This is a genomic window from Cohaesibacter intestini (assembly GCF_003324485.1).
GTDB classification, from domain to species: domain Bacteria; phylum Pseudomonadota; class Alphaproteobacteria; order Rhizobiales; family Cohaesibacteraceae; genus Cohaesibacter; species Cohaesibacter intestini.
In genome coordinates this window covers 12,883-26,975 of the sequence record NZ_QODK01000005.1, presented here as the reverse complement: position 1 = coordinate 26,975, position 14,093 = coordinate 12,883, and the positions used below count along the sequence as shown (strand labels likewise).

12 protein-coding genes are annotated in these 14,093 nt (G+C 50.8%); all 12 read right to left on the bottom strand.

The genetic code is table 11. The features are described 5' to 3' along the window. Positions 1 to 416 precede the first annotated feature (416 nt). Positions 417 to 827: a hypothetical protein gene (locus DSD30_RS16765; protein WP_114010897.1), complete on the bottom strand. Its 411-nt coding sequence runs from the start codon at positions 825 to 827 to the stop codon at positions 417 to 419. A gap of 107 nt (positions 828 to 934) precedes the next feature. Next, positions 935 to 1,483 (bottom strand): hypothetical protein, encoded by a 549-nt coding sequence (locus DSD30_RS16760; RefSeq protein ID WP_114010896.1) that lies wholly within the window; start codon positions 1,481 to 1,483, stop codon positions 935 to 937. Positions 1,484 to 1,624: 141 nt separating this feature from the next. After that, entirely contained in the window at positions 1,625 to 3,748 is a 2,124-nt protein-coding gene (locus DSD30_RS16755; protein WP_157967751.1) for a relaxase family protein, read from the bottom strand. Continuing rightward, positions 3,738 to 4,199 (bottom strand): plasmid mobilization protein, encoded by a 462-nt coding sequence (locus DSD30_RS16750; RefSeq protein WP_114010894.1) that lies wholly within the window; start codon positions 4,197 to 4,199, stop codon positions 3,738 to 3,740. The genes DSD30_RS16755 and DSD30_RS16750 overlap by 11 nt, the downstream gene beginning before the upstream one ends. Continuing rightward, positions 4,196 to 4,450 (bottom strand): hypothetical protein, encoded by a 255-nt coding sequence (locus DSD30_RS21635; protein WP_157967750.1) that lies wholly within the window; start codon positions 4,448 to 4,450, stop codon positions 4,196 to 4,198. The genes DSD30_RS16750 and DSD30_RS21635 overlap by 4 nt, the downstream gene beginning before the upstream one ends. A gap of 505 nt (positions 4,451 to 4,955) precedes the next feature. After that, entirely contained in the window at positions 4,956 to 5,630 is a 675-nt protein-coding gene (locus DSD30_RS16740; protein ID WP_198663006.1) for a ParA family protein, read from the bottom strand. A 905-nt stretch (positions 5,631 to 6,535) separates the two neighbouring features. Continuing rightward, positions 6,536 to 6,904, bottom strand: coding sequence for a ubiquitination-like system serine protease family protein (locus tag DSD30_RS16735; RefSeq protein WP_114010891.1), 369 nt, complete (start codon positions 6,902 to 6,904; stop codon positions 6,536 to 6,538). Between the two features lies 1 nt (position 6,905). Then, positions 6,906 to 8,294, bottom strand: coding sequence for a ThiF family adenylyltransferase (locus tag DSD30_RS16730; RefSeq protein ID WP_114010890.1), 1,389 nt, complete (start codon positions 8,292 to 8,294; stop codon positions 6,906 to 6,908). Further along, positions 8,291 to 9,142: a multiubiquitin domain-containing protein gene (locus DSD30_RS16725; protein ID WP_114010889.1), complete on the bottom strand. Its 852-nt coding sequence runs from the start codon at positions 9,140 to 9,142 to the stop codon at positions 8,291 to 8,293. The genes DSD30_RS16730 and DSD30_RS16725 overlap by 4 nt, the downstream gene beginning before the upstream one ends. 88 nt (positions 9,143 to 9,230) lie before the next feature. After that, entirely contained in the window at positions 9,231 to 12,659 is a 3,429-nt protein-coding gene (locus DSD30_RS16720; RefSeq protein ID WP_198663005.1) for an ATP-dependent helicase, read from the bottom strand. Then, the gene (locus DSD30_RS16715; RefSeq protein ID WP_114010887.1) at positions 12,604 to 13,170 is read right to left on the bottom strand and encodes a hypothetical protein; all 567 of its coding nucleotides are present in this window, start codon (positions 13,168 to 13,170) and stop codon (positions 12,604 to 12,606) included. Before DSD30_RS16715 ends, DSD30_RS16720 begins: the two co-directional genes overlap by 56 nt. Continuing rightward, the gene (locus tag DSD30_RS16710; protein WP_114010886.1) at positions 13,160 to 14,038 is read right to left on the bottom strand and encodes an RNA polymerase sigma factor; all 879 of its coding nucleotides are present in this window, start codon (positions 14,036 to 14,038) and stop codon (positions 13,160 to 13,162) included. Before DSD30_RS16710 ends, DSD30_RS16715 begins: the two co-directional genes overlap by 11 nt. Positions 14,039 to 14,093 lie beyond the last annotated feature (55 nt).

The following is a 14,093-nucleotide window of genomic DNA, read 5'->3' as shown; positions in this document are numbered from 1 at the left end:
GACACCATGATCTGGCAGAATTTCGGAAATTTTCGCTCGCCACCACGAGGCCAGACCGGCGGTTTTTGAGCGGGAGCACTTTTCTCTCTGGAAATTTCGCCCATGGCAGAAAAAACTTGAATCTTAAGAGGTGGGTTCGTTTGGCTGGAAGCAAAAATTAATTTCTGTTTAGGATATAAAGTACTGTTATCGTTGGTTATTTTAATTTTTCTCATTTCGTGGAAGCAGGCCTTGCCCACGATTCATGACTACTCGCTGCAGTGGCGGAAAATTTCAGCCTGCTGGTCGCGATTTCGCCCCGCAGAAAAACATGAATTTTCATAAACCATGTTTTTGACGTTGCTGCTCTTGCTATGGTGGCTTTTTCAACCCCGCCCTCAGGATGGGCGGGGTCTAATGGACATCGGATTTGGCGATCAATGAGAGCCGCGTGATCGAGCCCGTTTCGCCTCGGCGACAATCAAATCCAGATATCGATTGGCATTATATTTGGCGTCTCGCAGATTGGATCTTGCCCGCTCAAGGCGTCTTTCGATTGGGTCTCTGTCATCAAATTCAGCAGGCAGCTGCTCCAATACCTGATCAGCAATGTCAGAAAATTCCGGTTCCAGCACTGCGCGGGTCTGCACAGCTTTAATCAAGGCCTGAACAGGTGCGATGTCTTGAAATAGGTCTTCGATCGGAACATCGGCTGGTAGCCAATCGAGCGCCAGTCTCGCGTCACGGATCGCATCCGCCCCGATATCGATGATGCGGCTGATGTCAGTTGTATCCTGGTTAAGCTGTAAAGAGATATTGTGTCTGAAGCTTTGGGGAATCGATGTCATTTATTCGTCTTTCAGAATTTGTTTGAAGCCTTCCATACCGCCCCACTAATGGTGTGGGGCGGCAATTAGGCTCATGGTGTTTGGGGAAGTGTGCCGCTGAAGGGCTGTCACATATTCTGCAGGATGCAGTCGATCATTTCGAAATGGTCTAGGCTGTAAAGGCGTTCACTGTTGTTGAGTGGGCAAAGGGCGTAATCGATCTGATCCGACTGAGCCAGTGCTTCTCCAAGACGCTTTGAGATCTTATCGAGCACATCTTTCTGGTCGGGATTTGCAATGCTGCGCAGGTTTTCCCGCAATCTCTCTACTGACCGTCTGTATTGTTCGTTGAACAATCGCTTTTCTGTCACCACTTCTGCCATCATGGTGATTTCTTTGCTGATCGAGCCGAGCGAGCTTTGATCAAGGGTATTGATCAATGAAAGCGCCGTTTGCAGATGCTTGATGGCTGCGTCGTTGCACATCTTCACGTCGAACAGGTTTTCTTCCGAGATGATAATGATCGGGATAAAGGGGGTGGGACCCGATATCCAGTCATTGATGGTTGTCGAACATGTGTCTGGCTTACAAGTTTGTTCTGAACCCTCAACTTTTTCGCTGCTGCCCAGTCGAATACTGTCATCAAGGGTGATTTGCGGGACAATTGCATCATTCATGGAAGCTCCTAAGGTTTTAGATGCTCCGCCTATCCATTCCTCCCATCTGTTATTCAGACTAATCGGGTTGAATGTGGCGTCACCCGGACCGCCACATGAAAGCCGATTGGTCGATTTCTCCCTCTTTTGCTTTGTGCGGCATCACCGCTCATACCCTCTGTCGCGGCGGCGCTTTTTAGGGGGGATTTTAGCACCGTTGGGTTCGCTCGGGGCCTGAGCGCTTGATGAGACAGGCGAAGCCTGCCGTTTGTCATTTGTGGGCTGCGAGATTGGGGCGGCAGGTCGTGGCGGTCGAAATTCTTCATTCCGTGATACTGCTTCTGTTATTTGCCCTTCAGGCTTTTGACGATGCGCTGGTGCGATGGAGTTAGTCTCAACACTATTTTGCCCTGCTTTTTGTCCCACCGGTGGGCGCTTGTCGTGGTTGCTGGCGTCAGCAACATAATCGTCACCGTCAATAATCTCACCTGTTTCCAGATCAATTCGGCGTTCGAAGTCGGCCGCATCGAGGTGGTCAAAGGAGCGGGCTTGCTCCATTGGCCTTGGTGATGTTGCGGGCCGAGCTTTGGCCCTTTCGATTTCTTGCTGCTGATTCTTGCGTTGCTGCCGCAACTCGGCATTTTTCAAGATCATTTTGAAGAAGCGGCTTGGTCGAATTGTTTCAGAGCATTGATCGCTTGAGACAAGCGGGCCCGACTTTTCTGATCGTTCGGGGTGCCAGCCCAACCAATCAAAGCAGTGTTGTAGTCCAGTTGACAGGATTGAAAGGCTTTGAATGAGGCTTCGAGCGCTTCCTGCCGTTGCATCAGCAAGTTGACGGTATCTTGCAGTGCTTTGTTCTGCTCTTCGTTTGACCCGTTCAATTGTGTCACCAATTCTTCGATGGATGACATCAACTCGCGCTCGAGTGGCGTCAGCAAGGTGGGCTGGCTGATTTCTTGATGGTTTTGTGGCATCGGTCAAAACTCCACTTTCGTGCATTGAGGCTTTCGTCCGGTCGGCAGCATCAAGCAATTGGCCATTTCGCCGGTTTTTCTGTCCATGATCAGATATCGGCCCGGAATCCGGAGGGGCATTGGTTTGCCTTGCTGCAGATGATCCTGTTGTGCCGGCATCAGAAACCAGAAAATGACTGGCATTGAGATGATCGCCGCTGCTGCCATCATCTTCAGTCTCTTCATCTGCGCTTTCAATTGTTCCAAAGCTGCCGCAGTTGTCGTTTGTTTCTTGTAGATCGTCTTCAGGATTGTTGACAGGTCCTGCAGTAATTCCTCGTATCGGGTCTGAATCTGTTGCGCCTCGATCCGTTCCTGGTTCAACTGCGTCTCGACTTCGGACTTGAGGTCTTGGATACCGGCTTTGATTGTATTCTTTGCGTCGATCAATATGGCTTCCAAGTCGTTCTTGAAGCTTTGCGAGGCTGATGCCATCAAGTCTTTTCGGCGGTTTTCCGCTTCCTGTTGCTGCCTGAGCAATTGCTCGTGCAATGGCCTCGTTTCTTGTCCATCCTTCATTGTATATTTCTCCTTTCATGCGGAAACCTTTGTCGAAATTGGGTAATTTTACGGTGATGTAGTTTTTGCCGGGGCGCGGAATTTTAAAGCCGTTTTGTCGCAGCACGTCGATCATCTCTGACCGGTTGTTGATGGTTCCGGCTACTATCTCGCTCACAATCCAGTTATGGATCTCATCCCGTGTTTCGGCCCGGCTTTGACTTTCTTTGACATTTTTGCGCTCTCTGGCGCGGGAGGGGTCTTCTGGGTCAGCCCAGCCATGGAGTTTGTTCTGAACATCGCGCAGGCTGTTGAAGGCTTTTTCAAACCCTGGCGGGAACGGATTGAACGATTTACCCGATATCAGCTCTAGGCGAGGCAGACAGAAATGCAGCTCGACCTTGCCTTCGTGCGTGTGCCTGACCCACAAAATGTCATATTGTTCGGGTTCGAGGCCGGCGAATGCCAGCATTTCAAAGGCGTCCATTACCTCCTGTTGTTGCTCTTCATTCGGATTATCATCCGACGCAAAGGCAACAACGCCTGACACATATGACCATTCGAATGGGGAGCTGTTGATCAAGTCGCGCGTGATATTGGGATCGCCACGCATAATGTCTGGTGGCGGATCACGGCGTTTCATGATCACATCGCCATTCTCATCGCGCAGGACATTTCGGTTTTCGTCATAGGCCAGCACATCTAGGGCTATGAGATAATTAACCGGAGCATTGCCGCCACCCTGACCCCTGGCAAAGCTTTTAAGCATCATTGTCATTCTCCTGTTTGGAGTGAGACAGGCGGATGGATGAGAGTTGCCGATCAAGAGAGACAAGGGTGGTCAGGATGTTGATTGCGTCGAGTTGACGCACATCACCATGGCGTCGAGCAACATTGATGGCGCGGGCAATCTGGTTGCAATTGGTGCCAATTGCATGGATTGCAACGAGAAGCTTCTGGTCGACCTTTGGGGGTGGTCGGCGTGTGCGTTTGGGGCTTTCAATGAGCCCCAACGCATCACGCAAAATCTCCGAAGTCGACTTGCGCTTGGCCTTGGCCGAGGCAAAAAGCTTCTCTTTTTCCGCGGCTGTGCAGCGTATTGTAATCACCTTGGTACGGTGGTTTACACATGCGCTGTCGGAGGGGTTCGAAGGGGAGGCCTGTCTCCCCTCGCAAGGCCCCGTGTCATACACGGGTATCCTTGCTGTCTTCTCTTCACTCATACATCCGCCCCCAATCTTGAGTGTGATTGGTGGATCAGATGCTTGGGATTTTTGTGGTGGTGCCACGCCAAAGTTAAGGCCAGATGATAACCGAGTTGTACCAGTTGGGATCGAATTTGACCGTGATGTTTGGCGCAGATATTTTCACCGATCTTGCTGTTGGTCAGATGCGGGATACCACCTTGCCAACTTGTGTCAGTCAACAAATTCGGGTCAATTTTTGTCTGGCATTTTCGAGCTGAAAATTTCATCTGCCGTCTCCTGTTCAAATCATGTTCAAGGAGAGACGGGAAATCGACATCATGGACCCAACTTGCTGGTTCAGACGATTAATTCGCCTCTCAGCAGAAGAGATGAGTTCGTTTCAAAATTTAAAAAAATATTTGTAAAAAAATTTGCAGCTGTTTCGCCGCATTCTGACTGGTAAAGACAAACGGGTTGGATCGAGGCTGATTGGATGTGGCCTCGATCAATTTTGACATCTGACGCTACGTCACTTCGAATGACGATGGTTGGTTTATGGATTTTTTGCTCTCCAATCATCCCACACCAGCTGCCATAGCTGTCCCATCGTCATGTTGCGAGCCAAGCTGGTCATCTTGAAATCACGCAGGGTTTCTTCTGGGACGAGTATATTGAGCTGTCTGATCTTGCCTCTTGGCTGCTTGATCAGATTGTTTGTCGGCGCCTGTCGCAGGTCTGCTTCAGGGTTGCCTTTGCGGTTTGAATTTTCGATGGCTGGCTTTTTTAGAGGCATCACCGTTCTCTCGCTTGTTCCTGGTCGGCGTCAAGCAACTCTTTCAACAGGGATCGGAAGAATTCACGGGCGCGATGATTGAGTTCTCCGAGATATGTTTCTGTGATCGCTCGACCAAGATCACTTGCTCGACGGTAGGTCACCATGTCGCGCAGTTCACCTTTTGCGACACGATAGCCAGTCTGCTCGAGATAGTCTCTGGCTTCATTATTTTCGACAGGGCTGGAGCCAAGGCGGTTGAGACCAAAGACGATGGTGCCCGGTGATATGCCATTTTGCTCGAGTTCGTAGGCTAATTTGATCGTCGGGACCAGATCGTCGCGCGATGTGCCGGTGGGAATGATGGTAACATGGGCCAATTGCGCAATCTTGAGAGTGTCGCGGGATGCATTGGGTGCGCCATCTATGACAACAATGTGATATTTGTCCGCATCAGCAAGTAGCTGATCTGGGCTTGAATATGGTCTGGCATGGATATCTGGATTATAGTCGTTTTCCTTCCGCCGTTCTGACCATAAATATGAAGTCGCTTGTGATGGATCCATATCCGCAAGCAACACATTGAAGCTGCCACCATCCATCAGCGCAAATTCGACGGCGATCATGCGGGCAATTGTGCTTTTGCCTACCCCTCCCTTCTGGGAGACGACAGAAATTATATAGGGTTCAGGCATTGGCTTTCCTTCCATTCCGGTTGAATAATTGAAATGGAAGGGAAGTAGGTTCGATTTTGGCGAAACCAAAAAATAATTATGAATTTTTTTTAAAGGGCGCTGTTGGGCGACGCGAAATTTTGTGTGAATGGCCTAGAATCATAGATCTCTAGGTTTCTAGATATATAGAATCCTAGGTTTCTATACTTCTAGGAATATATAAATGAATAAACATAGGATCATATAATCATATATTTGTAGTTTAACATGGTCTGTCGTGGGGAAATTTGAAGCTTATTTCGTGTTGATTCTGATTGTGATTCGTTGTTTTATTTAATTTTAATAGAAAGTTAATTTCAATGATGGCGAATATTTTTTTATATTTATCTATAAAGGTATATGTATATGAATATATATTATTACTATTCTATAAGTCTAGGATTATAATATCCTAGGAAAATAGGTTTCTAGAAGCATATGATTCTAGAAATGGCACACTGGCTGGTGTGCAAAATGCTTGTCAGCTGCAGAAAACTGATCTGGAAAGCCACTTTGGGCAGGAAGCGGTAATGTCCTGCAGGTGTGAAATCTTGGGTGTCGTCGACCAAAGCGGCCATTCAAGGGACCTCGAGGTTCATCCGGGCTTAGGCTGCCGGTTCGGGCGGAAAGCGGTTATTCGCTGCGTATGCGGAACGACTGGACTCACAACCTGAAGAGCGGACATTGCGAAGCGATACAGGAGTTGCGTAAAACTTCAGGCAATCAGCTGGTAACAGGTAACACCTTAGGTCAAAACTTTGTTCTGCGCGACGGTATCTTAAAATCCGCCGTTGAGGCTTGCCAAAAACACATCGGGTATGCCTCCAATAGTGCGTGTCGCATCTGGAGGTACGCAGATTGTCTTGTTCCATCGAGTTCCATTTGAATCATTTCGCTTTCCCGATGTGTGTTTCTGGCTGTCCATCTTTGCACCAGTAAACCTGACCTTTTTTGACCCAGAAATGGCATCCACATTCGTTTTGCTGGTGCACAGACGGATGGAGAGACGGTCTTTGCCAAAAATCTGTCTCAATGCGCCATCGTGGTCGTCGATCAGGATTGAGCGACAGGGAAATTCTCTCACCACAGCCACCGGGACAAGAGAAGCAGGCCCATTTCTGAATTGCGCCGCTTTCCACCAAAATGACTTCCTCGTCCGATTCAGGCGTCTGCGGAAAGGAATCCTGCTTGGTCACCAGAAAATCAAAACGCAGCATACCAAGCTGCCGAAGCAAGTTTGCCAGTAGCTTTTTCATGTTAGGTCACCATGTCCAGAAAGGGCGTTATATCCCCCCGACCCAGAGTTTCTGCTGCATCACAACTCGGACAGCGTGGTCGCGATGAGATTTTTGGAAACCGTTCATCGCGGGCGTGAAACCGACGTATTCGCGTCTGCGTCATGGGCCCTGCAAAACCGGTAATACCTGTCAGCCATTCGTTGACTGCCATGCAGCCGGCTTCTGTTGTGAAAGTCACAACAGCAGGGGAGGGATCGCCCTCGCCAAGCACATAGGCTTCATCTTTCAGCTTCTGATAGGCACGAGGGTCGTTGCGCCGGAGTGCCTCCTCTCGCGCGCGCTGCGGATTGATGAAGCCGCCGCACAGCAGGCAAGGATGCCTGGGTACAAGGGTTGTAACCCGTGCGAAGAGATCGAAAGACTGATCATCTCGACGTTGCATGGCAAGGCCAACATCGATGACGGCGATGCCATAGAAACGGGCAAAACGGTTCAGAAAGAGCCGCCCGGCGTGGTCATCCGTGCAGCAAAAAATGACGTCACAGGATTTTAGGGCGTCCCATGTGGATGGGTCGCCAGCCCAAGCATCGATGGTCACCAAAAACATGCCAAGCCCAGCTTCTGAAACCGTTCGAGCATGAATATCGGTCTTTAACCTGTCGGCGACCACATCTTCGAGACGGGCGCCATGCAGCCGATTGAGGTTGGTGTCTTCGGCGCGGTCTCTTTCAAACATTACCGTTTGACGTACGCCAAGTCGCATAAGCTGTGGCAATACGGCGCTACCTGTGGCTCCACCACCTGCGATGCCGCAGCGAAACCGCGTGATCATTGCATTGGCTTGAGCACCGAAAAGACGTGTTTGGCGATCGAGGAAGTCGAGATCGCTCCCGTCTTTTGCGGTGATCGCGAGACGCGGTCCTGTGTGGAGGATGCGGGTGATGTCCGTCGGCTTGTCGGCTGTGCGCCAAATCCGCACTGCGATTTCGCCATCGCCCGCAATCAAAACACTGATCAGGCCGGGCGCGCCTTTGATCAACGCGGTACGGGCAAGTTCCGCCTCGTTCCGGTCATCCTGTTTGGAAAACCGGGCCCGGCCCTTTGGGTGCGTGTGTACAATTGCGGGAACCAATCCTTCCGACGTGGCACGACCAAGCAAGCGCATAAAACTGTCGGTTTGCCAGGTCACATGGCGCTCCGAGGTCGAAACAACATCGGTGTCATCGAGGTTGAGGAAGCGGTGCGAAATCAGACGCGTTCGTGCCTTTTCAGTCCACGGGTCGTTTTCAATCGCAGCCTGCCCGAACAGCATGTAGGCGGAACGCTCGGCACCGGCGCCCTGCGTGAGCAGGGACCGGATGTCGGCTTCCTGCGGACCGGCCAGAATAACATCCAGCATGCCCTTCATGCCCGTGCCTCCATCAGTGCTGTTTTGATCCGCGCCGCCATAGTGCGCAGACCGTCGACTCCTGGCCGCCAGGCGTTGTTATGACGTGACCAGCGTTGCCAAACACGCCCGGCATGGCTGAGTTGAGCCGAACAGGCTTTCGGAACTTGACCGGAAGCCAACGTCAAATGCGGTGAGGCGTAGAACATGTCCGGTGCGCAATCAGGGTATCCGGTCGGCAGGAGTACGAGGATATCTGCGGTTTCAACGTTGAACTTGCCCTCGGGCAAGACGAGCGATTTCAAGATTATGCCGGTCTTGCCGGCTTCTTGAATAACCTCGAACTGATAACCGTGGTCTACCAGAAAAGTCTGATCAAATGACGGAAGGGTGTCCCCCTCCGTCGTCTGATCGATGAGCGAGATGAACCGCTCCACGCCCTTTGCATCGAGATTGATGACATCGCTGTCAGCAATCTTCCGGTCCTGCTGCCCTGGGATTTCCTGCCAAAGATTGTAGTTCGCCGGCAGGTCAGCAAGCTTGCGCAGAACAAAGCCGCTGATGCACGCGCGTGGCCATTCAAGATCCTTATCGTCGATCCTGAACTTGAACACGCGATCGGTGCGGGTCACCAAGACCTTTTCAGCACCACGCCCGCGCAAGTCATAGCTTTCGTCGAGGCGAATGTCTTCGAAGTCCCCATTTGGCAGGATGGCGATCGCCACATGCTCATCAACAGGATGTCCGCCAGCAGCTTCTATCAACTGGCGACCGAGAACCTTTGGGTCATCGAAGACATGCTTTTTGAAGTTGAGGCCCTCATCGGCGATGAGAACTGGGAAGCGAGGATCATTTCCTTGCGGTTTCATTGTGTTAGTCCTTATGAAGTTGTCGAACGCAGACCTCATGTCAGCGCCTTCACAAGGACAATCGCTGTCGGACCAGAAAACCGGTAAGTCAGTTCAGATTTTTTTTCGAGAGGTCTCCCGATGGAACCTCTTTGCAAATGAAAAAGTATGGACAACGCGGGCACGTGCGCGCCGGCTGTTTGGGCGATGCCGGGAATGATCCGCCGTGGATACGCTCCGCCGCCACCTCAATTTGTTTCCTGCGATTATTGAGCTTGGTCGTGCCCATTTCTACGGAGCTGCGATTTTCGCTGGAAAGAAAGACAATCTCGAAGTCGCCTGCTGATCCCGCTGCAAGTTGATAAGCGGCAGCATCCACTGTATCTGTTGACGTCTTGGTCTGTCGGCCCGTCCTTATGCGCCGTAGAACAAGTTTGCCGTCAGAACTGATCGTGCATTCATCGGGTCGCACGACAATGTGAGCGTGACCCACGTTCAAGACAAGATCTTTAGGCGGTTGCGGCGTCTCGCCTTGCCGCAACTTGAATAGATAAGCGAGGAGCTGGCGCCCTGCGCGTTCATAGTCGGACGCATAGCCATGGTCAGCCGGCCCTCTCGCTTCCCAATGTTGCTTGTACAGCGCTTCAAGCTCCGCCTCCGAACCCACAGAACTTTCTAGATTCACCAATTCATCAATGGTGTTTTGAACAGCTCCGTGCATCTTCATGAATGCAGATTCTGTACGCTTGCCGCCTAGCTTCAGCACATGGGCAAAAAGGAAGCGTCGCGGGCACTTCTCATAGAGCGCAAGCTGAGACGGCGTGATCGTCAAAGGCGTTTCAAAGGCAACTCCAACTGTTTTCTCAGTGGTTGTGCTTCCCTGCGTCGTGGCTAACTGTGCTGGAAAATCGAACTTGCTGGCTATGCGATCGATAAACTTCGATCGCTTGTTGTAGGAGTACAAAAGCAACATATCTTCCGCCCGGGATAAAGCCACAAAGAAAAGACACTCCTGTTCCTCATCGTGACCAGCGCGCACCGCGCCTTTTCCGCTATGGATCGGTCCATCAATCATTCCGTCAGGTGGTGCGGGTGTGGTTTGCCGATACGCGGAAGGCATTGATCGACTTGTCAGGCTGGGAAGATGCACCACTTTAAACTCAAGACCCTTGCTTCCATGAATGGTCATCAAGCGAACAGCATTCAGGGACTGGGCAGCTGACGGCAAATCACGCAAATCCCTCTCGTCCGAAAGGATGACCAGTCTGCGGATGTGATCAAGAAGTAGAGTAACAGGGTATCCTTCGCCGTCTATCCGGACCGAGCGAAGGAAGTTCTGGAACTGCCATACGGCAATAGCAGGCAATTGCATTCCGTCTTGAGCCTGGTTGCACAGTCCACGCACCAGATCCGTATTGTCTAGATAAATCGTTGCAAATGCGCGCCAGGGAGTTGATGTCTCACTAAGTCCTTTAAGTGCACTAAAGACCGATTGTAGTCCGCGTTGCCCATCAGAGGTCAAATTCGTGGTGTTGGAAAGGCGTGCTTTCCAATCAAGTGGGCGTAACTTTTCGCCGGTGGCCAATTGTTGCGCACAAATCGATAGATCATTGATTGGAATCCCGAACTCCGGGATTGTGGCCACACAAGCAAGACCCATGGCGCGCGGATCGGTTAGCAGCGACAGGAATGAAAGAGCTTCCTTAATCTCGGGACGATCAAACAGTGGTCCAAGATACAACACAGGTACACCAAGTGTTTCCAACCCTGAGGCCACATCTGCCAACCGGTCATTAGCCTTACACAACACAGCCTGCTCTTTGAGCGGTATGCCTGATTCTACCGCAGCTCCGATCCGAGTAGCTATCTCGGCAACTTCATTGCCTTTTCCTTCGACAGCCACAAAAGCCGGATTTGTTTGCGACGATCCTCGATGGGCGATAGCTTGAACATTCGCTTCGGCCGCCAACATGTTGCTATTGGCAAATTCAACAAACCCGTCACAAATTTCCTGGAAAGATCGGTAGTTGGTTACAAGGCTCATGATAGAACCGTTGGGGAAGTCCTCTTCTTTGAACCTCTGCATATTGAACGAGGAAGCACCACGGAATCGATAGATCGATTGTTTTGCATCGCCGACCACCCACAATCCTTTGCCATCTGGTTTGAGGGCGCGAAGCAAACGCACACTTGCCCGGTTTACGTCTTGATATTCATCGACCAAGATATGGGTGTAGCGATCCTGAAGTAGGGTGCGTGCTTCTTGATCGGTTTCAACCAGGGCTGTTGGCAGCGCAACAAGATCTCCAAAGTCAACAAAATTGCCGTTCTTCTTTAGCCATTCATAGACCTCGTAGACTTGTGCAATTTCCTGGCAACGCTCAGCCGTTTCAATGTCCTCGTCAGTGACTGCTGCCGCACGCATTGTGTCTGCAAATTCCTTGTAGCGCGGCGCGTTGACCACTTCGTCTTTGGCTCGCGAAATGGCAGCCAAGATATCCTTCAGCTGTTCCGTCGGATCATACAGTTCTTTGAAGTGTTGCAAATCCAGTCGAACAAACTCGTTTTCCAGCAGTGCAATCGCCGCCGTCGGATCAAGTGGGTTTGGTTCACTTGAAATGTCCAGGCGGTCGTAAAAACGGCGGACGATGTCGAGTCCGAAGGAGTGGAAAGTCCCAATCCAAATGGCACCCCCCGCCTCGGGCCACAAGTCCAAAGCCCGATCGGAGAGCTCACTCGCTGCCTTGTTTGAGAAGGTCAGCACCAAAATCGAAGCAGGATCAACGCCCTTATCTCTGAGATGTTCAAGCCGACCAATGAGGGTTTGGGTTTTGCCCGTCCCAGGACCAGCTCTTAATAGCAACGCATCGCCATCGTGGGTTGCAGCTTCTTTCTGTTCCGGATTGAGCGATTTGGTTTTCGACATTTTAGGAGGTGTTGCCGCGATCTGCGGCAATAACAGCGCATCAAAAAGTTGAACGGCGACCATGTCGTAGGGAGCGCCAAGCCGTTCCGATATCTGTTCTGCAGAAAGCGCCTCATCAAGGTACAATTTCCGCGCCATGGATCTTGGAAACAGAAATTCTCGAGCGAAGAGGTCCATTAGAACTTCTTGGCGGCCCTTATGGCTGTAATCCAATAGACGCTCCGCTCCGGTAGCTGCCGGGTCGGCTGAGCGCGCCGGATCAACTTCCACAGCCGGAATGGCTTCGCCACCATTACCGAACTCATCATGACCGATTTCATGGGCGATCAAAAACGCATTGAGAAAGTCGCTGCCGGTTTCCTCGTGGCGGATGGCGTGTGCATCGGCATCAAAAAGCGCCCGTCCACCCTCGAGTTGAGTGTGGCCCTTTGAATATGCGCGAACTTCGATGCCACGTCTCTTGGCCTCCTGCAGTATGAAGTTTAGCGGACTGGTTGGATCGCCGCCCTTTGCGACTAGGTCATCATGCAGTTGGGTGGCTTTCTGCCGAGCGAGCTCAATCTGATCCATCTGACACTGACAATCTTTTGAGAGCTTCCAGCTCTTTAACATTCAAGCCAAGTCCTTGAACGAACTCATCGTATTCAATCTCAGAGTAGCCCTGTGGTTTTCCATCTGCCTTATAAGCCATTTGGGCCCCAATCCTATTGGGGGCCTGGAAATAGGTGATCAGTTGATGAACTGAGATGCTGGCTGACTTGGCCAAATTTACGAGCAATGTACCCGGGATTGTTCCAAGTCGAAATTTTCTATCCCTGAACCCAGCAATGTAGTCTCGGGGTAGGCCCAGTTTCTCGGCCAAACTCCGTAGGTTACTGCCGGAGAGAGCGTTTGCAACAAACGCAACATCTTGCTGTGCTGGCTCGACCACCAACTTTGTCTCTAGCTGTATACCATCCACAGCAGATGAGAGATCCATCAGAAGCAACTCGTGGTAAAGGTCCGTCAACTCGACAGCGAAAGACGGATACTTTTCAATGTAGCTTCTCAGTGTTTCTGGTGCGATCGGGTCCTCCATGGCGAAGTCGTCCAAGATCGCATCGCGGTTCAACTCAGTTGGCATCTTTCACCTTCGTTCCCAATATCGCCTGTAGTTTCTTGACTGCTCTATTGCGGCGGTTTCGGACTGTTTGTGGTTTGCATTGAAGGATCGTCGAAATTGTTTGAACCTCAGGGTCGTTACTTTCGCTTGGTATTCCTGCAAAGATCATGGTGATAACCCGCCTTTCATCAACTGGAAGGGAGTCAATCGCGCGCTGTAGCTGAAACCGGTAAGTGATTTCGTCTTCAAAGCACGAATTATCTGGATTCAGCTCTTCAAGACCTTTCTCGATATCAGCAGGAATGTCTCCATCTGCGTCGTATTCGAGCGGCATGGTCGGCTTGTCCCGGCGGTACATTTTTCGCAGGGCCTCATCTTTCCGACGAGCTATCATACGGTCGAATGCAACTTCGTAGGCGTCAAGGCTCTCTTCATATGTTTGTCGGTCGCACATAACGCGTTCAGCGAAGTCATCAAGCACGTAGTCTTGTAAGTCCAATAAATGTGCAACCGCGCCCTCTTTCGATCCACTAAGGACTTCTGATCGAGGACAAACGCTCTTTATGCGTTTTTGCAAAATTTTATAGAGCTTACCGAATTGAGCATCCTGATTGTGAGACTTCGTCTGCCTGATAAAGTATACCAGTACCTCCGAAGGGATATAGTCAGGACTTTTTCTGACGCTAAATTCGGCACGATCGCAAAACTCCTCAAATGTTAGTTCGAGACATTTGAGAATGGCGACTTCCGTCGCGGCTCTGCGCTCATACAGCTTACCGTCGACGGTTCTCTTTCTGAGTTGTGGCAGGTTGCTCATGCGTTGCGATCGATAGTCTAGTTCGTGGAGAAATACATGCGTGTAATCTGTTCTCAATTGTTTTATTTTCATGGCAGATTCGCCTGTATTTAGCCACAACGAACTGTACCTAAACACCTGGATCAAA